17 protein-coding genes and 1 pseudogene are annotated in these 22,488 nt (G+C 77.3%); 13 read left to right on the forward strand and 5 right to left on the reverse strand.

Annotated features, from left to right (window positions below):
- Positions 1-278 precede the first annotated feature (278 nt).
- Complete coding sequence (locus ACZ5NJ_RS27310; protein ID WP_468768030.1) at positions 279-848, forward strand: HEAT repeat domain-containing protein; 570 nt, start codon at positions 279-281, stop codon at positions 846-848.
- 42 nt (positions 849-890) lie between these two features.
- Here the strand turns inward: ACZ5NJ_RS27310 and ACZ5NJ_RS27315 are convergent, their stop codons facing one another.
- The gene (locus ACZ5NJ_RS27315) at positions 891-2,501 is read right to left on the reverse strand and encodes an alpha/beta hydrolase (RefSeq protein WP_468768032.1); all 1,611 of its coding nucleotides are present in this window, start codon (positions 2,499-2,501) and stop codon (positions 891-893) included.
- Between the two features lie 1,454 nt (positions 2,502-3,955).
- Here ACZ5NJ_RS27315 and ACZ5NJ_RS27320 point away from each other — a divergent pair.
- From ACZ5NJ_RS27320 to ACZ5NJ_RS27335, 4 genes are all read left to right on the forward strand, one after another.
- Positions 3,956-4,399 (forward strand): SRPBCC family protein, encoded by a 444-nt coding sequence (locus ACZ5NJ_RS27320; protein ID WP_468768034.1) that lies wholly within the window; start codon positions 3,956-3,958, stop codon positions 4,397-4,399.
- Positions 4,400-4,612: 213 nt separating this feature from the next.
- Complete coding sequence (locus ACZ5NJ_RS27325; protein WP_468768036.1) at positions 4,613-5,446, forward strand: M55 family metallopeptidase; 834 nt, start codon at positions 4,613-4,615, stop codon at positions 5,444-5,446.
- Position 5,447: 1 nt separating this feature from the next.
- Complete coding sequence (locus ACZ5NJ_RS27330; RefSeq protein ID WP_468768140.1) at positions 5,448-6,863, forward strand: M20/M25/M40 family metallo-hydrolase; 1,416 nt, start codon at positions 5,448-5,450, stop codon at positions 6,861-6,863.
- 13 nt (positions 6,864-6,876) lie between these two features.
- Positions 6,877-8,877, forward strand: coding sequence for a dipeptidyl-peptidase 5 (locus ACZ5NJ_RS27335; protein WP_468768037.1), 2,001 nt, complete (start codon positions 6,877-6,879; stop codon positions 8,875-8,877).
- A 40-nt stretch (positions 8,878-8,917) separates the two neighbouring features.
- Here the strand turns inward: ACZ5NJ_RS27335 and ACZ5NJ_RS27340 are convergent, their stop codons facing one another.
- Entirely contained in the window at positions 8,918-9,625 is a 708-nt protein-coding gene (locus tag ACZ5NJ_RS27340) for a hypothetical protein (RefSeq protein ID WP_468768039.1), read from the reverse strand.
- Between the two features lie 35 nt (positions 9,626-9,660).
- Between ACZ5NJ_RS27340 and ACZ5NJ_RS27345 the strand changes: the two genes are divergently transcribed.
- Positions 9,661-10,218 carry a GNAT family N-acetyltransferase gene (locus tag ACZ5NJ_RS27345; RefSeq protein ID WP_468768041.1) on the forward strand — a complete coding sequence of 186 codons (558 nt, stop codon included), beginning with the start codon at positions 9,661-9,663 and terminating at the stop codon, positions 10,216-10,218.
- A 92-nt stretch (positions 10,219-10,310) separates the two neighbouring features.
- A pseudogene (locus ACZ5NJ_RS27350) lies at positions 10,311-12,300 on the forward strand (DUF5107 domain-containing protein).
- An 84-nt stretch (positions 12,301-12,384) separates the two neighbouring features.
- On the opposite strand, the gene ACZ5NJ_RS27355 reads toward ACZ5NJ_RS27350, so the two are convergent.
- Positions 12,385-13,206 carry a methyltransferase domain-containing protein gene (locus tag ACZ5NJ_RS27355; RefSeq protein WP_468768043.1) on the reverse strand — a complete coding sequence of 274 codons (822 nt, stop codon included), beginning with the start codon at positions 13,204-13,206 and terminating at the stop codon, positions 12,385-12,387.
- Positions 13,207-13,388: 182 nt separating this feature from the next.
- Between ACZ5NJ_RS27355 and ACZ5NJ_RS27360 the strand changes: the two genes are divergently transcribed.
- From ACZ5NJ_RS27360 to ACZ5NJ_RS27375, 4 genes are all read left to right on the forward strand, one after another.
- The gene (locus ACZ5NJ_RS27360; RefSeq protein ID WP_468768141.1) at positions 13,389-13,961 is read left to right on the forward strand and encodes a TIGR03086 family metal-binding protein; all 573 of its coding nucleotides are present in this window, start codon (positions 13,389-13,391) and stop codon (positions 13,959-13,961) included.
- An 89-nt stretch (positions 13,962-14,050) separates the two neighbouring features.
- Positions 14,051-15,310: an aminotransferase class I/II-fold pyridoxal phosphate-dependent enzyme gene (locus ACZ5NJ_RS27365; protein ID WP_468768143.1), complete on the forward strand. Its 1,260-nt coding sequence runs from the start codon at positions 14,051-14,053 to the stop codon at positions 15,308-15,310.
- Positions 15,311-15,343: 33 nt separating this feature from the next.
- A complete protein-coding gene (locus tag ACZ5NJ_RS27370; RefSeq protein WP_468768044.1) occupies positions 15,344-16,555 on the forward strand; it encodes an MBL fold metallo-hydrolase in 1,212 nt (403 codons plus the stop codon).
- Positions 16,556-16,676: 121 nt separating this feature from the next.
- Positions 16,677-18,092, forward strand: coding sequence for an amidase (locus ACZ5NJ_RS27375; RefSeq protein ID WP_468768046.1), 1,416 nt, complete (start codon positions 16,677-16,679; stop codon positions 18,090-18,092).
- A 122-nt stretch (positions 18,093-18,214) separates the two neighbouring features.
- On the opposite strand, the gene ACZ5NJ_RS27380 is transcribed toward ACZ5NJ_RS27375, so the two are convergent.
- Positions 18,215-18,889: a DedA family protein gene (locus ACZ5NJ_RS27380; RefSeq protein WP_468768048.1), complete on the reverse strand. Its 675-nt coding sequence runs from the start codon at positions 18,887-18,889 to the stop codon at positions 18,215-18,217.
- Positions 18,886-19,662: an MBL fold metallo-hydrolase gene (locus ACZ5NJ_RS27385; RefSeq protein WP_468768049.1), complete on the reverse strand. Its 777-nt coding sequence runs from the start codon at positions 19,660-19,662 to the stop codon at positions 18,886-18,888. The genes ACZ5NJ_RS27380 and ACZ5NJ_RS27385 overlap by 4 nt, the downstream gene beginning before the upstream one ends.
- A 292-nt stretch (positions 19,663-19,954) precedes the next feature.
- Here ACZ5NJ_RS27385 and ACZ5NJ_RS27390 point away from each other — a divergent pair, with 292 nt between their 5' ends.
- Together ACZ5NJ_RS27390 and ACZ5NJ_RS27395 are read left to right on the forward strand one after the other, a co-directional pair.
- Positions 19,955-20,359, forward strand: coding sequence for a hypothetical protein (locus ACZ5NJ_RS27390; protein ID WP_468768050.1), 405 nt, complete (start codon positions 19,955-19,957; stop codon positions 20,357-20,359).
- 52 nt (positions 20,360-20,411) lie between these two features.
- On the forward strand, positions 20,412-22,478 hold the full coding sequence (locus ACZ5NJ_RS27395) for a phage holin family protein (protein ID WP_468768145.1): 2,067 nt from the start codon (positions 20,412-20,414) through the stop codon (positions 22,476-22,478).
- Positions 22,479-22,488: the final 10 nt, after the last annotated feature.

The raw sequence follows: 22,488 nt of genomic DNA on the forward strand, positions 1-22,488 counted from the left end.
GGAAGTGGGCGCGGGGGCCTGGGCGGCACGACCCTGTCCCGGGGTCCTGCCGTGCGTACGGGTGGAGCGGTGAACCGACTGACACGGGGCGGCTGCGTCACCAGGCCGGTCCCGTGCGTGTGGAAGAGACAGTAACTCGGCGGTAACTCGCGCGCCAGAGCGCGGAGATGTGACCTGTACCGCCCAAATGTACCGATCATCGATGATCGATCAGCCGGGGCGCGTGCAACTCCGCGGAACCCGGCGTGGCGCGGCTCGGGGAGCCCTAGGGTGGCCGCGTGAACGAGGTACTGGAGCGCCTGCGGGCGGAGGCGGACGGATCGCCCGGGTACGAGACGCTGCTGGCGGCCGGCCCGGACGGGCTGGCGGCCTCGCTGACATCGGCCGGGCAGCCCCTGTGGGCCCGCGAACTGGCCGCGTACCGGCTGGGAATGGCGCGGGACCGGCGGGCCTTCGAACCGCTGGTCCTGCTGCTCAACCACCGGGACCCGGCGCGCTGCGAGGCCGCCGCGCAGGCCCTCGGCGTGCTCGGCGACCCCCGCACCGCCCGCGCCGCGGCCGCCCTCGCCACCAATACCCTGCGCACCGCCTACGCCCTGCACCCGGTGCGGCTGCTGGCCGCGCTGCGGGCGCCCGAGTCGGCCCCGGCGCTGATCTCCACCCTGTCGCGGCTGCTCGCCCCGCACGATCCGTACTGGCGGGTGGCCCTGGCCTGCGTCGAGGGCCTGGGCGCCCTGGCCGACGCCCGGGCCCGCGACGTCCTGGTCCGCGCCCAGGCCCACCCCAGGCTCGCCCTGGCGGCCACCGACGCGCTGAACCGTCTGATGGCCCACCACCCCGACGCCTGACCCCCCGGCCCGGGCGTCATGCGGCGGGCCGCCCGCCGGAGGTCAGCCGCGGAAGCCCAGCAGCCCGTGCAGGGCCGCGCCGCCCGCCGAGGACGGGACCGCCCGGGTCTGCGTCGTCGGCTTCGGGGCCGGCTGGGCGGGGCAGGTGGCGTCGGAGGCCTCTCCGGTCCTCAGGTACGCCGCCAGCTTCTCGTCGAGGCACTTGTTGCCCGCCAGCGCGATCCCGTGGTTGCCGCCGCCCTGTTCCACCACCAGCGCCGAACCCGCCAGCCGGCGGCGCATGCCCACCGCGCCCTCGTAAGGGGTCGCGGCGTCCTCCGTCGCCTGGAACAGCAGCGCCCCCGGGAGCGCGGTGTTCGTGACGTCCGGGGCCTGGAGCGGCTCCGTCGGCCAGAACGCGCACGGCGCGTTGTACCAGGCGTTGTTCCAGGTCATGAAGGGCGCCTTGGCGTGCGTGCGCCACATGTCGGCCCGCCACTTGTTCCAGTCCTTCGGCCAGGCCGAGTCCCGGCACTGCACCGCCGTGTACACGCTGTACGAGTTGCCCGCCGAGGGCTCCACCGCCCCGAACCGCTCGTACGCCGCCACCAGAGGCTTCGGGTCCCCCTTCACCGCGTACGCCGCGAACGCCTCGGCCAGGTGCGGCCAGTAGCCGTTGTAGTAGCCGCCCGGCATGTAGGTGTCCTCCAGCTCCGCCGGGCCCACCTTCCCGCCGGCCGGCGTCCCGCGCAGCGCCTCGCGCATCCCGTACCAGCGCCGCTCCACGGCGGCCGGGTCGGTGCCCAGGTGGTACGTGGAGTCGTACTGCGCCACCCAGGCCAGGAACGCCTTGTGGCGGGCGTCGAAGGCCTGGTCCTGGGCCAGGTTGTCCTCGTACCAGACCCCGCCCGGGTCGACCACGGAGTCCAGGACGAGGCGGTGCACCCGGTCCGGGTGCAGCTTGGCGTACACCGCGCCCAGGTAGGTGCCGTAGGAGTAGCCGAAGTAGCTGACCTTGGGCGCCCCCAGGGCCGTGCGCAGCACCTCGAGGTCACGGGCGGCCGAGACGGTGCCGACGTACGGGAGCACGTCCGCGTGCTTGGCCTGGCAGGACTCGGCGAAGGAGCGCACCCGGTCCAGGTTGGCCTGCTCGGTGGCCGCGTCCAGCGGCACCGAGTCCGGCCGTACGGGCTTGAAGTGCCCGGCCCCGCAGTCCAGCGCGGGCTCGCTCTTGCCCACCCCCCGGGGGTCGAAGCCGATCACGTCGTACCGGGCCGCCACGTCCTTGGGCAGGGCCGCGGCCACGAACCCGGCCAGGGCGCGGCCGCTGCCGCCCGGACCGCCCGGGTTGACCAGCAGCGGGCCCTGGAAGGCGGAGGCGGGGGCGGTGTGCGGGACCCGGGTCAGGGCCAGGGAGATCTGCCGCCCGGCGGGCCGCTCGTGGTCGAGGGGGACCCGGAGGGAGGCGCACTGCAGGGTCGGGTAGCGGGGGGTCGCGCAGCCGGTCCAGCGCAGCGCGGCGGCGGCCGGTGCGGGTGCGGGCGCGGGCGCCGGGGCGGCGGCGGTGACGGGGCTCGCGAGGGCGGCGGCGACCGTGGAGATCGCCAGCAGCAGGGCGGCGCGCCTCTTCACGGGGCCGCGCTGCTTCGCGGGGTGCGGTACGGGGTGGAGCATGGGGCCTCCCAGCCGAGGGGTCTGGGCGGAATCGTCCCGGAAACCGCGCCCGGAAAGCGGGATTGGGCGCCCTATTGGCCCGATGTGATGACCCGTCGGGCGGCGTCCGGGTCACGGGGCCGCCCCCGGTGACGCGCGCTGCGACTCCGCCCGGGCCGCCCCGGCCGGGACACCGGCCCGCCGCCCCGGACCACGCGCCACCGGCCCCCGGGGCCGCAGACGGCCTACCACCGGCCCCGCCGCGCCGCCCGCCCCGAGGCCGTGCGGGCGGCGGCCGCCGGCGCGGCAGGCCCGCCACCCCGCGCGGCGGGGCCCGGACCCGGAGGGCCCCGCCGGTCACGTCCCGCGGCCCTCCGGCCCGGGCGGGCCCGCCGGGGCCGCCGCGCTGGCCGACTCGCGGCTGTGCCGGCGCGGCGGGCCCGCCGCCCCGTGCTGCGGGGTCCGGACCCGGAGGGGCTCCGCCGGGCGCGTCCCCGGCCGGGGCGGGCCTACTGCCGGTGCCGCCGCGCCGGCCGACTTGCGGACGTGCGGGCGTCGGACCGTCGGCGCGGCAGATGCGCCACCCCGTGTCGCGGGGGTCGAACCCGGACAGGCCCGCCGGGCACGTCCCCGGACCCCCGGCCCGGGCGTGTACGGCTGAGGACGCCGTCAAGGAGGCGGTGGTGTCGTGAACACGGCGGACGGGATCCGGCGGGCGCCGCCGTGTCCGGCGAGGGCCTCGAAGAGCTGGACGCGTCGCCGCTCCGGCAGCGGGACCGGGACACAGACCGCAAGCCGGGCTCCCGCCTCCGCGCGGCCGGCCGGCGGGCCGGAAAAGGGCCGGCGGGGGCAGTGGGGTTCGAGGCCGGGCACGCCGGCAGGCGACGGCCCCGCCGCCCCGGTCCGGCTGCGCCGGACGCCCGTCCCAACTCCCCGACCAGCGCCGCAGGCGCCCGTCCCGTGCCGCCGGCGTCCGCCTCGCGGCGTTGGCGTCCGCCTGTGCTGTAGGCATCCGCCTCGTGGCGCGCAGGCGCCGGTCCCGTGCGTCCGTCCCGCGCACCGGCATCCGTCCCGTGCCGCAGGCATCGGTCCGGTGCCGCCGGCTCGTGCCGTAGGCGTTGGCCTGATGCGTCCGGCTCGTGCCACAGGCGTCGGTCCGGTGCGCCCGTCCCGTGCCACAGGCGTCGTCGGCACGGTGAGCCAGCCCTGTGCCGCAGGCGTCGTCGGCCCGGTGCGCCCGGTCCGGGCCGCAGGCGTCCGTCCCCTGCGTCCGTCCCGCGCGTGGGCGTCCGGCTCCTGCCGCAGGCGTCCGGCCTCCGTCCCGTCCGGTGCCCCCGGCCGCGTCGCAGGCCCCGGCTCCGGGGGGCCTTCCGCTTCGGCGGCGGGACCGGGTGCGGACGTCCCGGATTTGGGCGCCCGCCCCGGAGGTGGTTGGCTTGCCGCGAAGAACGGACACCACAGCTGGAGGAACAGGTATGGCGCAGGTCGAGGCCACCACGGAGCGCATCATCGGGGCCGACGCGGAGACCGTCTTCGACGCGCTGGCGGACTACACCGGCACCCGGGGCAAGCTGCTCCCCGAGCACTTCAGCGAGTACGAGGTGCGCGAGGGCGGCGACGGCGAGGGCACCCTGGTCCACTGGAAGCTCCAGGCCACCAGCAAGCGCGTCCGCGACTGCCTGCTGGAGGTCACCGAGCCCACGGACGGCCAGCTCGTGGAGAAGGACCGCAACTCCTCCATGGTCACCACCTGGACCGTCACCCCGGCCGGCGAGGGCAAGTCCAAGGCCGTCGTCAGCACCGTCTGGAACGGCGCGGGCGGCGTCGGCGGCTTCTTCGAGCGCACCTTCGCGCCCAAGGGCCTCGGCCGCATCTACGACACCGTCCTCGACAACCTGGCCCGGGAAGTCGAGGCCTGACCGGCGCCTCCGGCCGCCGTCAGGGCAACTCCCCTGGCGGCACTCACCGGTTCGGGTGGATTTCCCCGGCCCGCGGCGGACGTTCCCGGCGCCCGGGCCGCACGCGCGCCGCGCCCGGCCCCGCGCCCCGCGCGGCCCGGGCGTGGCCCCGGGCCGGGGAGCCCCCGGGCGGCTAGGGTGGGGCCCCAGTCGACCCGACCCACCGGGGGCCCGATGAAGATCCTCATCTCCGCCGACATGGAAGGCGCCACCGGCGTCACCTGGCCCGCCGACGTGCTGCCGGGCACCCCCCAATGGGAGCGCTGCCGGGGCATGTTCACCTCCGACGTCAACGCCGCGATCCTCGGCTTCCACGACGGCGGCGCCGACCGGGTGCTCGTCAACGAGGCCCACTGGACCATGCGCAACCTGCTGCTGGAGGAGCTCGACGCCCGCGCCGAGATGATCACCGGCCGCCACAAGTCCCTCTCCATGGTCGAGGGCGTCCAGCACGGCGACGTCGACGGCGTCGCCTTCGTCGGCTACCACACCGGCGCCGGGGCCGAGGGCGTCCTCGCCCACACCTACCTCGCCAACTCCCTCACCGGGGTCTGGCTCGACGGGCTGCGCGCCAGCGAGGGCGTCCTCAACGCCCATGTCGTCGCCGAGTACGGAGTCCCCGTCATCCTCGTCACCGGCGACGACCTCACCTGCGCCGACGCCGCCGGCTACGCCCCCGACGCGCGCACCGTCGCCGTCAAGGACCACGTCTCGCGCTACGCGGCCGTCTGCCGCACCCCGGCCCGCACCGCCGCCGACATCCGGGCCGCCGCCGCCGAGGCCGTGAAACTCGCCGTCCGCCACGAACCGGTGCGCGGCGGCCCGCGCACGGTGGAGGTGGAGTTCGACGCGGAGCACCTGTCGATGGCCGCCACCGTCGTCCCGGGCGTCGAACGGACCGGCGAACGCCGGATCGCGTACACCAGCGGGACCATGTACGAGGCGATCCGCACCTTCAAGGCGGTCACCACGGTCGTCTCGGCGGCTCTGGAGGAGCAGTATGGCTGACATGGAACGGCTGGACGGCGGCCCCGGCGCGGCGGGCCCCCACGCGGCGGTCTCGCTCGCGGCGGCCCCCGACGGGGCCCTGGACCGGGCCCTGAGCGGGGCCCTGGACGCGGCCGCGTTCGACGAGGTGACCGCGTTCACCTCCGAACTGATCCGCATCGACACCAGCAACCGCGGCGGCGGCGACTGCCGGGAGCGCCCCGCCGCCGAATACGCCGCCGAGCGCCTCGCCGGGGCCGGACTGGACCCGGTCCTCCTGGAACGCACCCCGGGCCGCACCAACGTGGTGGCCCGCATCGAGGGCACCGACCCCACCGCGCCCGCCCTCCTCGTCCACGGCCACCTCGACGTGGTCCCCGCCGAGGCCGCCGACTGGAGCGTCGACCCCTTCTCCGGCGAGGTCCGCGACGGGGTGGTCTGGGGCCGCGGCGCGGTCGACATGAAGAACATGGACGCGATGGTGCTGGCCCTCGTACGGGCCTGGGCGCGCACCGGCGCCCGCCCGCGCCGCGACATCGTCATCGCGTTCACCGCCGACGAGGAGGACAGCGCCGTCGACGGCTCGGGCTTCCTCGCCGACCACCACCCGCACCTCTTCGAGGGCTGTACGGAGGGCCTGAGCGAGTCCGGTGCCTTCACCCTGCACACCGGACCCGGCCGGGCCCTCTACCCCATCGCCGCCGGCGAACGCGGCACCGCCTGGCTGAAGTTGACGGCACACGGCCGCACCGGGCACGGCTCCAAACCCAACCGCGACAACGCCGTCACCCGCCTCGCCGCCGCCGTCGCCCGCATCGGCGACCACGAGTGGCCGCTGCGCCTCACCGACACCGTCGCCGCCTGCATCACCGAACTGGCCGCCCTCCAGGGCCTGTCCGTCGACCCGCGCGCCCCCGGCGTCGACCTCGAAGCCGTCCTCGGCAAGCTCGGACCGGCCGCCGCCCTGGTCGAGGCCACCCTGCGCAACAGCGCCAACCCGACGATGCTCAGCGCCGGTTACAAGCTGAACGTGATCCCCGGCCACGCCACCGCCCACGTCGACGGCCGCACCCTGCCCGGCGGCGAGGCCGAGTTCGCCGCCGTCCTCGACGAGCTCACCGGCCCCGACGTGGACTGGGAGTTCCACCACCGGGAGGTCGCCCTCGAAGCGCCCGTGGACGGCCGGACCTACGCCGTGCTGCGCGAGGCCGTCGAACACTTCGACCCCCACGGGCACGCCGTCCCCTTCTGCATGGCGGGCGGCACCGACGCCAAGCAGTTCTCCCGCCTCGGCATCACCGGCTACGGCTACTCCCCGCTCAAACTGCCGCCCGGCTTCGACTACTGGGACCTGTTCCACGGCGTGGACGAACGGGTCCCCGTCGACGCCCTGCACTTCGGCGTCCGCGTCCTGGACCGCGCGCTGCGGACCCTGTGATGGGGGCCCGCTGATGGCGGCGGCCGCCGCCTGCGCGCCCTACGGCAGCTGGCCCTCGCCGCTCACCGCCGCCCACGCGGCCGCCCACGACGGACGCCCCGAGTACGTGGGCACCGTCGGCGCGGAGGTGTGGTGGACCGAACCCCGACCCGAGGAGGGCGGCCGCCGCACCCTGGTGCGCCGGCCCGCCGACGGCGGCCCCGCCCGGTCGGTACTGCCCGCGCCCTGGAACGTGCGCAGCCGGTTCACCGAGTACGGGGGTCTGCCCTGGGCGGGGGCCGAACGCGCCCGCGGGGGACCGCTGGTGGTGTTCGTCCACCACACCGACCAGCGGCTCTACGCCTACGAGCCCGACGCGCCCGGAGCCCCGCCGCCCCGTCCGCTGACCCCGGTCTCGGCGACCGGCGGCGGGCTGCGCTGGGCCGACCCGGTGCTGCGCGGGGCCGAAGTGTGGTGCGTGCTGGAGGAGTTCACCGGCCCCGCCCCGGGTGAAGTGCGCCGGGTCGCGGCCGCCGTCCCGCTGGACGGCTCCGCCGCCGCCGACCGGGGCGCCGTCCGGGAGCTCACCGACGACCGCCACCGCTTCCGTACCGGGCCGAAGCCCTCCCCGGACGGGCGGAGCGCCGCCTGGCTGGTGTGGGACCACCCCCGGATGCCCTGGGACGGAACGGAGCTCCAGCTGGCCGACGTACGCCCCGACGGCACGCTCGGCGCGCCCCGTACGGTGCTCGGCGGCCCGGAGGAGGCCGTGGCCCAGTCGGCCTGGGCCGCCGACGGGAGCCTGCTCGCGGTGAGCGACCGCGGCGGCTGGTGGAACCCGTACCGGGTGGACACCGCCGGCGGCGGGGCCGTCGCCCTGTGCCCGCGCGAGGAGGAGTTCGGCGGTCCGCTGTGGAAGCCGGGGCTGACCTGGATGGCGCCGCTGCCGGAGGGGACGGTCGCCGTCCTGCACGGCCGGGGCTCCTGCGTCCTCGGCGTCCTCGACCCCGACACCGGCGACCTGGTGGACGCCGCCGGGCCCTGGACGGCCTGGCAGCCGGGCCTGGCCGTCAGCGGCACCCGCGTCTACGGGGTCGCCGCCAGCCCGCGCAGCGCGTACGAGGTCGTCGAGCTGGACACCGCCACCGGGCACGCCCGGGTGGTCGGCGCCCGGGCGGCGGACCCCGTGGACCCGGCGTACTACCCCGAGCCGCAGAGCCGCACCTTCCCCGGCCCCGGCGGCCGCGACATCCACGCCCACGTCTATCCGCCCCACCACCCCGCCCTGCGGGCCCCCGCCGACGAGCAGCCCCCGTACGTGGTGTGGGCGCACGGCGGCCCCACCGACCACGTGCCGCCCGTACTGGACCTGCACATCGCCTACTTCACCTCGCGGGGCATCGGCGTCGTCGAGGTGAACTACGGCGGCTCCACCGGCTACGGCCGCGCCTACCGCGAGCGGCTGCGCGAACAGTGGGGCGTCGTCGACGTGGAGGACTGCGCGGCCGTGGCCCGCGCCCTGGCCGACGAGGGCACCGCCGACCCCCGCCGCCTCGCGATCCGCGGCGGCAGCGCGGGCGGCTGGACGGCGGCCGCCTCCCTGGCCGCCACCGGCCTGTACGCCTGCGCGGCGGTCATCTACCCTGTCCTAGACCTGAGGGGCTTCGCCGCCGAGACCCACGACCTGGAGTCCCACTACACCGACGGCCTCGTCGGCCCGCCGCAGACCCTGGGACCGCGCTGCCGCGAACGCTCGCCCGTGGCCCGCGCCGACCGGATCACCGCACCGTTCGTCCTCCTCCAGGGCCTGGAGGACCCCGTCTGCCCGCCCGCCCAGGCGGAACGCCTGCTGGCCGCGCTCCGCGCCCGGACGCCGGCGGTCCCACACGCCTACCTCACCTTCGAGGGCGAGGGCCACGGCTTCCGGCGGGCGGAGACGATGGTCCGGGCACTGGAGGCGGAACTCTCCCTGTACGCGCAGGTCTTCGGCTTCGACAGGTCGGACGTACCGCGGCTGGAACTGCGCGGCGACTGAGCGGGCGCGGCTCGGCCCGGCCGTGGCGGTCCGGCCGGGCTCAGGCCGTACGGAGCCAGACGCGCAGCGGGCCGAGCGGGCTGAACCCGGCGCGTACGGCGGCGTCCAGGTCCGCGCCGTGCTCGTATCCCACCACCGGCAGCTCCGGCCAGTGGCGGGCGGCCGTGCCGAGGGCGACGGCCCGGGCGGCGTCGGCGTCCTCTCCGCTCCCGCCGAACACGTTCGAGACGCCCACCACGCCGCCGCCGGTGCTGAGGACGGCCCCGGCCGCGATCCGGCCCCCGTCACGGCCGGCCAGGAAGACGACGCCCTCCCGCAGCAGGCCGGAGTGGAACAACCCCTCGCCCTCCCCGCCCGCCCAGGCCGCCTCCCACCGAGCCAGCTCCCCGGGTGCCTCCACCTCGTCCCACTCCAGCCGGCCGCCGGCCGGTGCGGCGGCGGCCCCCTCCGGACGGTGGACCCACTGCGCCTCGAACAGCACCTCGAACCCGGCCGGGGACAGGTCCAGCGAGGCGAAGCTGTCCTTCACCGAGCAGCCCGGGGTGGCGGTGTCGACGCCGGCGAGCACCTCGGCGGCCGTCGCCGAGGGGGCGAGGGTGACGGCGTCGGGGTACAGGGGCGGGGTGCGGCGGGGGCTGCACCACAGGCCGCGGCGGAAGTGGCCGCCGCGGACGACGGCGGCGCACCACTCCGCGTTGTTGCGGGCGGCGGCGGCGAGCAGGGCGGGGGCATCCGGGTCGGTGATCACACCGGGGATGCTGCCACGGGCCGTAGCCTGGGTCGATGCCGTTTTCCACGTCCACGTACCTGAGGGAGGGCGCGCGGGTCGGGCTGCGCCCCTTCCGGCCCGCCGACGGACCGGAGTTCACCGCCCGGGTCCGCGAGAGCCGCGCCCTGCACGAGCCCTGGCTGTACCCGCCGGACACGATCGAGGAGTACGAGCCGTACGCCGCCGGCCTCGCGGAAGGCGGGGTCCGGGCCGGCTTCCTGGTCTGCGAGCTCGCCGGCGGGGCCATCGCCGGGTTCGTCAACGTCAACAACATCGTGCGCGGCGCCTTCCAGTGCGGGGCGCTGGGCTACGGGGCCTTCGCGCACGCGGCGGGGCGGGGGCTGCTCGGCGAGGGCCTGGACCTCCTGCTGGAGCACGCCTTCGCGGACCGTGACCGGGACGGCCTGGCGCTGCACCGGCTGGAGGCGAACATCCAGCCGGGCAACACGGCGTCGATCGGCCTGGTCCGGGGGCGGGGCTTCCGCCGGGAGGGGCTCTCCCCGGACTTCCTCCACGTCGCGGGCGCGTGGCGCGACCACGAACGGTGGGCGCTCACCGCGCCGACGCCCTGACACCCGGCCCGCGCTCCGCTTTGCGTAATCCTGACCGGTGGTGATGCGCGGAACCCCTGTGCACCGCCCGTGGTGGCGTGTTCCATTCCTCCATGGCCACCACCGTCCGACGTGTCCCGCTGACCCTCCCCGCCGCCCCGCTGGGCCCCGACAACCCGCTGCCCGCCCTGCGCGCCCCCGACGGGGTCCACGCCCTGGACGAGCGCTCGCGCGAAGGGCTGCCGCGCGACATGGCCCGTCAGATCGGGTACGAGCCGCTGCGTTCCCTGCTGCCCGTCCGCATCCGCGACGGCTACGGACGCCGCCGCGCGGAACGGGAGTTCGACGCCGTCGTCATCGACAACGGCCGGCTGCGCGCCACCGTGCTGCCCGGCCTCGGCGGGCGGGTCCACTCGCTCGTCCACCTCCCCACCGGGCGTGAACTCCTCTACCGCAACCCCGTGTTCCAGCCCGCCAACTTCGCCCTCAACGGCGCCTGGTTCTCCGGCGGCATCGAGTGGAACATCGGCGCGACCGGCCACACCGCCCTGTCCTGCGCCCCGTTGCACGCCGCGCTCGTGCCGGCCCCCGACGGGGGCGTCATGGTGCGGCTGTGGGAGTGGGAGCGGCTGCGCGACCTGCCGTTCCAGGTGGACCTCTGGCTGCCGGAGGACTCGGACTTCCTGTACGTCGGCGTCCGCGTGCGCAACCCGCACGAACGGCCCGCCGCCGTCTACTGGTGGTCCAACACCGCCGTCCCCGAGGATGCCGGCACACGGGTCCTCGCCCCCGCCCGGGAGGCCTGGCACTTCGGCTACGAGCGCGCGCTGCGGCGGATCCCCGTCCCCCGGTGGGAGGACGCGGACCGGACGTACCCGCTGGACAGCACCTACCCCGCCGACTTCTTCTACGAGGTCGAGCCCGAGGCCGCCGCCCGCCCCTGGATCGCCGCCCTCGACGCCGGGGGGCAGGGCCTGGCGCAGGCCTCCACGGGGCTGCTGCGCGGACGCAAGCTGTTCGTGTGGGGCGCGGGCGCGGGCGGCCGGCGCTGGCAGGAGTGGCTGACGGAACCCGGTACCGGGGGCTACGCCGAGATCCAGGCCGGACTGGCCCGGACCCAGCTGGAGCACGTACGGCTCGACGCCGGGGCGGAGTTCAGCTGGCTGGAGGCGTACGGGCCGCTGTCCGCCGACCCGGCGGCGGTGCACGGCGCCGACTGGGCCGCGGCGCGCACCGCGGCCGGGGCGGCGCTCGACGCGGCGCTGCCGCCCGGCACCCTGGACGCGGCCCACGAGGCGTGGCGGCGCGTCTCCGCCGACGCCGAGCCGGACGGCGGGCCGGGGGAGTGGCTGGCGCGGGGCTCGGGATGGGGCGCGCTGGAGGTGCTGCGCGCCGGCTTCGCCCTGCCCGGCACCCCGTTCCCGGAGGCCGTCCTGGAGGAGGCCCAGGAGCCCTGGCTGGGGCTGTGGCGGACGGGTGTCCTCCCGGCACCGCGGCGGGTCGTCCCGCCGGGGCCGAGCCTGGTGGCCCCGCACTGGCGGGACATGCTGGAGACCGCCCCCGCGGACCCGTTGACCGAGTACCACCTGGGCGTGGCGCAGTGGCACGCGGGCGACACCGCGCAGGCCGTGCGCAGCTGGGAGCGCGGACTGGCGCTGGCCCCCTCGCGCTGGCCGCTGCTGCGCTGCCTGGCGGTGGCGGACACGCTGGCCGGCGACCGGGAACGGGCGGCCGACCGGTACGCGGAGGCGTTCGAGGACCTGGCGGCGGAGAGCCGGGGCGGCGAGGCGTGGACCGCCGCCGAGTCCGCGCTCGGCCGGGAGGCGATGGCGGCCCTGCTGGCGGCGGGCCGCCCGGCGGGCGCGCGGGCGGTCTGGGACCGGCTGCGGCCCGCGCTGCGGGAGCAGGGGCGCTTCCGTCTGCTCGCCGCGCGGCTGCTCGCGGCGGAGGGGCACGTCGGCGCGGCCCGGCGGGTGTTCGAGGACGGCTTCGAACCGGCGGACCTCCGGGAGGGGGGAGGAAACCCTGGCGGAGGTCTGGTCGACGGTCTCGGCGGCGCCGCTGCCGCCCCCGTACGACTTCCGCATGCGCCCGCCGACGTAGCCCCCGGCCCCGGGGGTTCCCTCGCGCCCCCGGCCCCGCCGGCGTTCGGGTGGCCCCGGAAATGAGGGGGTCAGGGGCGGAGCCTCACGCGCGGCACAGCAGCTCGCCGTTCAGCACCGAGAACCACGCGTCGGGCGCGGCCCCCCACTCCCGCCAGGCGGCGGCGACCCGGGCCAGGTCGTCGCCCGTCGCGTGCCGCCCGCCCACGGCCGCCTCCGCGTACGACGAGGCCGTCGTCCGGTCCGCCCACAGGCCGGACCACCACGCCACCTCCTCCGGCGTCGCATAGCACCACGCCGTCGCCGACGCGCGGACCTCCGTGAAGCCCGCCGCCCGCGCCCATGACAGCAGCCGCCGCCCGGCGTCCGGTTCGCCGCCGTTCGCGCGGGCCACCCGGCGGTACAGGTCCAGCCACTCCTCCAGCCCCGGCGTCGACGGGTACCAGGTCATGGCCGCGTAGTCGGCGTCGCGCACCGCGACGACGCCGCCCGGCCGGCACACCCGCCGCATCTCCCGCAGGGCCCGCACCGGGTCGCCCACGTGCTGCAGTACCTGGTGGGCGTGGACCACGTCGAAGGTGTCGTCGGGGAACTCCAGCGCGTGGACGTCCGCCACCGCGAAGTCCACGGCGTCCTCCAGCCCCCGCTCGGCCGCGTGGGCGCCCGCCTGGGCCAGGACGTCCTGCGCCGCGTCGACCGCCGTGACCCGGCCGCCCGGCGCCACCAGCTCCGCCAGGTCGGCGGTGATGGTGCCGGGGCCGCAGCCCACGTCCAGCACCCGCAGGCCCGGGCGCAGCTCCCCGATCAGGTAGGCGGCCGAGTTGGCGGCGGTGCGCCACCGGTGCGAGCGCAGGACCGATTCGTGGTGGCCGTGCGTGTAGACGGCCGTCTCGCGGGCGTCGCCCATGGCGGGTCTCCTCCTCGTCGAAGTGCTGTGATCACCGTAGGCGGTCCGACCGGGATATGAGATATGCGTTTTGACATGTGGACAGCAGCCTTGATTCCCAACGGCACGGGCCGGGTCGGTGGCAGGGCGGGGCGGGGGCGAGGACAGTGGGCCGCAGGGGATCGCCGAGGACGGTGAGGACGATGCCGGAGTCGCTGCTCGCACAGCACGCCGCGGCTCTGCGGCTCTTCGGTGAGCGGGTACGGGCCGTCGCGGACGGCCAGTGGGGCGCTCCGACCCCCTGTACCGAGTGGACCGTGCGCGACCTGGTCAACCACGTCACCGGCGAGCAGCTCTGGGTGCCCCCGCTGGTGACGGAGGGGAAGACGGTCGAGGACGTCGGGGACGGGCTCTCCGGCGACCTGCTCGGCGGGGACCCGGCGGGGGCCTGGGAGCGGGCCGCGGCCGCCGGGCGGGCGGCCTTCGGCGCGCCCGGGGCGCTGGAGCGCACGGTCCGGCTCTCCTACGGGCCGACGCGCGGGGCGGCGTACTGCGCGGAGCTCACCGCCGACTGCGTCGTCCACGCCTGGGACCTGTCGCGGGCCATCGGCGCGGACGACCGGCTGCCGGACGGGCTCGTCGAGTTCGCCCTCGAGGAGGTCATGCCGTACGCGGACGGGCTCGCCGCGAGCGGGATGTTCGACGCGCCGCTGGAGGTGCCGCCCGGGGCGGACGCGCCGACCAGGCTCCTCGCCCTGCTGGGGAGGCGCGGCTGACGGCGAGGGATAGCGGGCAATATGGCGGAAATAATCGTATAAAGGGCGGGTCGGGCACCAGGCAGCGGGAAGGCGGGCACGTGGCGGGGATGGCCGAGGGGACGACGGAAGGACCGGCCGGGGCCGGGGTGTGGCGGCTGGCGCCGGAGGGACGGGGGCCGGTCCGGTACGGTCCCCCCGCTCCCGAACCGGGCCTGCCGGTCCTCCCCGAGCTGCGGGCCGCCCTCGCCGGGGCGGCCGACCTGGCCGCCCCCGAACCCCCCGGCGGCGCGGAACCCGTACGCGCCGCCGCCTGCCGGTACTGGGCCCGGCGCGGGCTCCCCACCGAGCCGGAGAACGTCGCCGCCGGGCCCGGCGCGCCCGCCCTGCTGCTCGCGCTGCTCGGCGCGTACGGGGGCGACGTGCTGCTGCCCCGCCCCTGTCCCGCCTGGTGGACCCCCCAGGTCCGGCTGCTGGGACGGCGGGCCTACCACGTGCCCACCCCGGCCGAGTGCGGCGGCGTCCCGGACCCGTACGCCCTGCTGGAGACCGTACGGCGGGTGCGCGCCGAGGGCGGCGACCCGCGCGTGCTGCTGCTGTCCGTGGCCGACGACCCGACGGCCACCGTGCCGCCGCCCGAGATGCTCCGCGAGGCCTGCGAAGCGGCCGCCGACGCCGGGCTGTTCGTGGTCAGCGACGAAAGCTGGCGCGACACCGTCCACCGGCCGCACGACACGCTGGTGCTGAGCCCCGCCGAGATGCTGCCCGACACGGCCGCCGTGCTCGTGGACCTGTCCGGCGCGCTGCTGCCGGGCGGCTGGCCCGCCGCCGTGGCCCGCTTCCCCGCCACCCCGCGCGGCACCTGGCTGCGCGCCCGCACCCTCGACATCCTCACCGCCACCGGCGCCCTGGTGGCGGGCCCCCTCGCCGTGGCGGCGGCGCACGCGCTGGACGAGCCGGACCACGTCGCCGGACGGGCCTACGCGGCCGCCGCCCTGCACGGCGCGGTGGCCGCGGCCGCCCACCGGGAACTGCTCGCCGCCGGGGCGCTCGCCCGGCCCCCACAGGCCGGGCGGCACCTGTACGCGGACCTCACCCCGCTGCGCGCCGGCCTGGCCCGGCACGGGGTGGGCGACGCGATGGAACTGGAGGACTGGCTGGGCGGCCGGCTGGGCTCGCCGACGCCCGGCGGACAGCGGTTCGCGGACGAACTGGGTGCCCTGCGCGTACGGCTGTCGACCGGCCCGCTGCTGGGCGCCACCCCGCGGGAGCGGCTCGCCGCGCTCGGCTCCCGCGACCCACTGGACCTGCCGCACGTCCGGGGCGCGCTCGACCTGCTCGGCTCGGTACTGGCCGGGCTGGCCGACTGACGCCGAAGACCGCCGCCGAACGGAGACCGCTCGATGAGGGACCAGCCGGAAACCCCGGTGACGACCGCCCGCCCCCCGCACCCGGACGGCGCCCCCTCCCCGCCCGCCCCCCTGGCGCCGTCCACCCCCGCGCGCCGCGCCACGCTCCCCGCGCCCCCGGCCGGCCCGGAGCCCGCGGACCCGTCCGCCGCGCACCCCTCCGCCGCGCACACCGCCCCGCGGCCCCTCGGGGAGGTACGGGTCTGGCCGCGGTCGTTCCGGGACCGGCTGACGACACCGCTGCCCGGGGTGCGCGGCCTCGCGCGGCTGGCCAGGGAAGGGGCCTTCCGGCCCGGGCCCGACGGGCTGAGGGGGATCCCCGACCTGCCGTACCGGCCCGCGCCGCTGCCCGAGGTGCCCCCGGGCGCCGTCTGCGCGACCTGGGCCGGGCACGCCTCCTGGGTGATCCGCACCGGCGGGCTGACGGTGCTCACCGACCCGGTCTGGTCCCGGCGGATCCTGGGCACCCCGGCCCGGATGACGCCGCCCGGCGTGCCCTGGGAGGAACTGCCGCCCGTGGACGCCGTGGTGATCAGCCACAACCACTACGACCACCTCGACGCCCCCACCCTCCGACGGCTCCCCAGGGACACCGCCCTCTTCGTCCCGGCGGGCCTCGGCCGCTGGTGCCGGCGCCGCGGCTTCCGCCGGGTGACCGAGCTCGACTGGTGGGAGTCCGCCGAACTGGGCGGCGTGCGCTTCGACTTCGTCCCCGCCCACCACTGGTCCAGGCGCACCCTGCTCGACACCTGCCGCACCCTGTGGGGCGGCTGGGTGCTCACCGACCGGGCCGGCACGGGCCGCACGGTCTACTTCGCGGGGGACACCGGTTACGGGCACTGGTTCGGCGAGATCGGCGCCCGCCACCCCGGCATCGACCTCGCGCTCCTGCCCGTCGGCGCCTACGCCCCGCGCTGGTGGCTGCGCGACGTCCACGCCGACCCGGAGGAGGCCGTACGCGCCTGCCGCGACCTCGGCGCCCGCCGGATGGCCCCGATGCACTGGGCCGCCTTCGTCCTCTCCGCCGAACCGGTCATGGAACCCCTGCACCGCGTCCGCGCCGCCTGGGCCCGCGCCGGGCTGCCCCGCGAGGACCTCTGGGACCTGCCCGTCGGCGCCTCCCGCACCCTCGCCCCCCGCGCGGAGGCGGACGCCGCGGCCGGGGTGGCGGCCAGGCGCCCGTCCGCCGTGCGCGAGGCCCCTTAGGACCGGCCGCGGCCGATCCCCTGGGACCGGCCGCGGCCGGATCCCGCCCCTGTCGTGGACCGCCCGGGTCGGCATACCGTGCCACCACGGAACACCCCGGTGGAGGAAGGCGCGTACGCACGTGGACGACGGTGAGCTGATGTTCCTGGGCGCGGCCCGGCAGGCGGAGCTGGTCAGGGAGGGGAAGGTGACCGCGCGGGCCCTCGCGGAGGCCTCGCTCCGCCGGATCGCGGAACTGGACCGGCACCTGGGCGCGTTCCGCGTGGTGCGGGCCCGCGAGCGGGTCCTCGCCGAGGCCGACGCGTGTGACGCGGCCCGGGAGGCCGGTACGGAACTGCCCCTGCTGGGCGTGCCCGTGGCGGTCAAAGACGAGCTGGACGTGGCGGGGGAGGTCACGACCTTCGGCGGCGCCGCCAACCTGACCCCGGCCGCCCGCGACGGCGAGGCGGTACGGCGACTGCGGGCGGCCGGAGCCGTCGTCGTCGGGAAGACCACGATGCCCGAGTTCGGGCAGTGGCCGTTCACCGAGTCCGCCGCCCACGGCCGCGCCCGCAACCCCTGGGACACCTCCCGCACCACCGGCGGATCCAGCGGCGGCAGCGCCGCGGCGGTGGCGGCCGGCCTGGTCGGTGCCGCGCTCGGCGGCGACGGCGGCGGCTCGATCCGCATCCCCGCCGCCTGCTGCGGGCTCTTCGGCCTCAAACCGCAGCGCGGCCGCGTGCCCACCGCCCCGCAGCCGCACCTGTGGCACGCGCTCGGCACCATCGGCCCGCTCACCCGCGGCGTACGGGACAGCGCCCTGCTCTACGACGTCCTCAGCGGGCCCGCGGACGGCGACCGCTGGACGGCCCGCCCCACCCCCACCGGCTTCCTCCGGGCGGCGTCCACCGAGCCCGGGCGGCTGCGGATCGCCTGGTCGGCCAAGCCCGCCGTGCCGGGCGTACGCCCCCACCCCGAACACGTGGCGGCCCTGCGGCGGACCGCGGAGCTGCTGCGCGAACTGGGGCACGACGTACGAGAGGTGTCCCCGCGCTACCCCGACGCCACGGCGGCGTTCCTGCCGCAGTTCTGCGGGGGCGTGCGGGCGGAGGCGGCGGCCGTGGAGCGGCCGGAGCTCCTGGAGCGCCGCACCCGGCAGACCCTGGCGCTGGCCCGGCTGGTGCCGGACGCCGCGGTGGAAGCGGCCGTACGGGCGGGGGAGCGGCTGGCCGACCGGGCCGACCGGGTCTTCGCCGGGGCGGACCTGCTGCTCACCCCGGCCCTCGCGCACCGGCCGCGCCGGGTCGGCGCGCTGGACGGGGTGGGGCTGGCGGGAGCGCTGATCCGCTCCCGGCCGATGGTCGCGTACACCGCGCTGTGGAACGTCACCGGGCATCCCGCGGCGTCCGTCCCGGCGGGGTTCGGGACGGACGGCCTGCCGGTCGCCGTCCAGCTGGTGGCGCGGCGGCACGAGGAGCCGGTGCTCGTGGGCGTCGCCGCCCAACTGGAATCCGCCCGCCCGTGGACCGGCCGGACCCCGCCCCTGGCCGCCGCCTGAGCGCAAGCCCCCGACCCCGACCGCGCGCTCCGCGCCCGGCGGGGTCAGGGCCCCTCGGCCCCGGCCGGGGACGGTGGGAAACGGCCCGCCTCCAGGGCCGGCCGCCCCGTCCGGTTCCCGCGTCATCGCCCACCCCCGTCGTCCCGGAGGGAAGGAGCCGGCCCGCGACCGCCCCGGGCCCGCCGCCACACCGCCGGGCCCGCGCTGATCACCACCGTCAGGGCCACCGCGACGGCGACGCCCTTCCACGGCTCGGAGAACAGCGAGCCGCCCAGGATCCCGATCAGCCCGTACGTCGCCGCCCAAGCGAGACACGCGGGCGCGTCCCCCCGGGCGAACCGCCGCAGCGACAGCCCGCCCAGCAGGCAGGCCAGCATCACCGGGACCCGGCCCGCCGGAACCAGCCGCGACAGCACCAGGACCAGTACCCCGTGCTCCTCCAGCCCGGCCCGCGCCCGCTCCAGCCGCTCCGGCGCGGCCCGCCGGCGCAGGGACTCCAGCATCCGCGAGCCGCCGCGCGAGCGCACCCCGCGCTGCCCGAGCCAGTACAGCGCGAGGTCCCCGGCGAAAGCCGCCAGGGCCGCCACCCCGAAGACCGGCAACACCCCCAGCGGCAGCGACCGCTGATGGAACGCCACCACCGCCGCGGAACTCACCAGCGCCCCCGTGGGGATCACCGGGACCAGCGCCCCCACCGCGACCAGCACGAACAGCGCCGGATAGCCCACCGCCCGCTGGGCCGTCCCGGGCGGCACCCGCCCGACCACCTCCGCCGCGCCCTGCCACCACCCCGTCACGGCAGCCGCACCCGCTCCCCGTGCCCGGGGACCCGGACGGCCACCTTCGGCGCGAGCACGGCCGCCAGCCGGGCGAACTCCTCGCCCGGCGCGTGGAACTCGTGCGGCCGGACCGCGTCCATGCCGATCGGCCAGTACGTCCCGTAGTGCACCGGCACCGCGGCCGGCGGCGCCAGCCGCACCAGCGCCCGCGCCGCGCCCTGCGCGTCCAGGTGCCCCGGCCCCAGGTACGGCCCCCAGCCGCCCACCGGCAGCAGGGCCACGTCCACCGGCCCGGTCTCGTCGGCCATGGTGTCGAACAGGCCCGTGTCCCCCGCGAAGTACGTCCGCGCCGACCCCTCCACCACGTACCCCAGCGCCCGCACCCGCTGCGGCCCGAACGGCACCCGCCGCCCGTCGTGCCGGGCGCTCACCGCCCGCACCCGTACGCCCTCCCGCACCCCGACCTCCTCGCCCGGGACCACCTCCGTCACCGCCAGGCCCCGCCGCCGTGCGAGCCGCACCAGCCCGGGCACCGCCCGGCCCGCCCCGCGCGGCACCACGAGCCGGGTGCCGGGCGCCAGCCGGGCCAGCGACGGCAGGTGCAGGTGGTCGGCGTGCAGGTGCGACACCAGCACCACGTCCGCCTCGGCGGCCTCCGGCGGGGGCGGTGCCCCGCGCCGGCGCCGCAGGTGGGCCAGCCGCCGGACGAACAGCGGGTCCGTCAGCACCCGTACGCCCGAGTCCCGCACTGTGCACGTGGCGTGCCCCCACCAGGTGATCTCGACCGGCACCCCCGCACCCCCTTCCGCTCGACCCGTCGAGCCTAGGGCCTGTCGTCAAACTCCCGTCTGCCCCGCGACGCCTGGCACGCGCTCTCGCCGCACCGGGCGAAAGCCAAGTACGTCCAGTACGCGGGCTTCCGCCCGGCGCACCGAGAGCACGCACCAGACGCCGCGGGGCCGCCCTCCGGGCGACGACGGGAGTTTGACGACAGGCCCTGGGCCTTCCCCGGCCGGCCCGCCCGGAAGCGGAACTCCGCTGCCCCCTCCTCCGCGGGCCCGGATCGGAGTAGGGTCGGGCGCCATGGATGCGTTGCGCGTGGCCGCGATCACCAGCCTGGCCCCGCTGGAGGAACTCGACGCCGACCCCTTCGCCGTGGACACCCGGAGCCAGCACGCCATGTGCGCGAACTGGGCCGCCGCGCAGGGGTACGTGGTCACCCGGCAGCTGCTCTTCTACGGGCTGCGGGCCGACCACTGCGGGCTCTGGAGCGACGTGGACGCCGGCCACGTCGACCTGTTCGTCGCCCCCAACCGGCGGGTCCTGGCCCGCGCGCTGCGCTCCGTGGAGGAGTTCACCGCCGAGTGCGCGCGGCGCGGCGTACGCCTGGAGACCGCCGGGACCGAGGAACCGCGCTACACCTCCGCCATGAAGGCGGAGGTGCACCGCAGGCTGTCCATGCCCACCGCCGGCTACGACGGCACCTGAGGAGGGGCGCGGCGTGGGGCGGTGGCGGGCCACGGGCGGCGCCCTGGTGCGGATGCTCCTCGTGTGGGCGGTGTCCACGCTGACCCTGCTCGTGCTGGCCGGGATGCTGCCCGACGTCCGCCTCCAGTCCGCCGACGGCGACAGCGTCACCCGCGTCGGGCTGACCGCCGCCTGGGGCGCCGGGGCCTTCGGTCTGCTGAGCGCCCTGGTCTGGCCGCTCGTCGTACGGGCCCTGCTCCTGGTGCCCGCCCTGCTGCTCGGGCTGCTCGTCTTCTTCCTCAACGGCTCCCTCCTGCTGCTCGCCCTCCGCCTGATCCCCGAGGACCGCGGCGCCGCGGTCGCCCCCGAGACGGCGGTGGTCGTCGCCGCGGCGATGTCCGCCGTCGCCTCGGCCGCCTCCACCGCGCTGGCGGTGCGCGACGACGAGGCGTACCGGCGCCGGCTCCACCGGCTCGCCTCCCGGCGCCGCCGCCGCTCCGGACCGCCCCCGGGCGGCCCCCCGGGCCTGGTCTTCCTCCAGCTCGACGGGGTCGGGTACCGGCTGCTGCGCCGGGCGGCCGCCGAGGGGCTGATGCCGACGGTGGCCGGCTGGCTGGAGCGGGGCCACCGGGTCATGCCCTGGCGCACCGACTGGTCCAGCCAGACCGGCGCCAGCCAGCTCGGCATCCTGCACGGCTCCACCTTCGACGTGCCGGCCTTCCGCTGGTACGAGAAGGACACCGGCGAGGTGAGGGTCTGCAACCGGCCCACCAGCGCCGCCGAACTCCAGCGCCGCGCCGTGGAGCGCACCCGGGACGGGGGACTGCTCACCCTGGACGGGGCGAGCCGGGGCAACCTGTTCAGCGGGGGCGCCGACCAGCTGGCGCTGGTGCTCTCGGTCGCGGCCCGGCGCGGCCGCGCCAACCGCTCCCGCGCGGGCTACTTCGCGTACTTCTCCGACCCGGCCAACGCCGTCCGCACCGCCCTGTCCTTCGTCGCCGAGGCGGCCCGGGAGATCGGCCAGTCGCTGCGCTCGCGGCTGCGCCACGAGCACCCCCGGGTGGCGCGCGGCGGCCTGTACCCGCTGATCAGGGCCTTCGCGACGGTCGTCGAGCGGGACGTGGTGGTCTCCGCGGTGATCGGCGACCTGTTCGCGGGCCGGACGGCCGTCTACGCGGACCTGGTGGCCTACGACGAGGTCGCCCACCACTCCGGCCCGCACGGCCGGGACACCGACCGGGTGCTCGCCCGGCTGGACCGGAGCCTGGCGCTGCTCGCCCGGGTCGCCGAGCACGCGCCCCGCGAATACCGCTTCGTCCTGCTCTCGGACCACGGCCAGAGCCCGGGGGAGACCTTCCTCGGACGCTACGGGCTCAGCCTGGAGGACCTGGTCCGGGCGGGCTGCGGATTGCCCGTGCCGCGTCGGGCCGGCCGCACCCGCAGCGGGGCGGAGGCCCGGGCGGCGGTGCTGGCCGCCCTGCACCGGCCGGTGGAGGAGGACGGGGAGGAGGCCCGCCCCGGACCGGGGCCGGACCCGGTGGTGCTGGCCTCGGGCAACCTCGGGCTGATCTCCTTCCCCCGGCTGCCGGGCCGCGCCGGCCGCCGGGCGATCGAGCGGGCCCACCCGGCCCTGCTGCCTACCCTGGCCAACCATCCGGGCGTGGGCTTCCTGCTGGTCGACGGGGAGGTACTGGGCCCCGGCGGGGCCTCGGCGCGGCTCGACGTACCGGGAGCGGCGGAGGAGCTCCTGGCCGCGTTCGGGCCGGGAGCGGCGGACGCGGTCCGCCGGACGGACTCCTTCCCGCACGTGGCCGACGTCATGGTCAACTCCGCCTACGACCCCCGCACCGGGACCGTGCACGCCTTCGAGGAGCAGATCGGCTCGCACGGCGGCCTCGGCGGGGAGCAGGGGGAGCCGTTCCTGATGTGGCCGGCGGCCCTGTCACGGCCGGACCCGGAGCTGGTGGGCGCCGAGGCCGTGCACGAGCTGCTGCGCCGCTGGCTGCGCGAGGCGGACGGCCCCCAGGTCCCCCTCCCGGCGCGTCCGGACGATCATCGGCCGGAGGATCACCGGCCGGAGGGCGCATTGAACGGAACCTTTCCGTCCGCAGCGCGTACCGCGCCGGACGAAAGCCGGTGATTTGGCGCGG

Source organism: Streptomyces sp. NPDC032091, assembly GCF_055580265.1.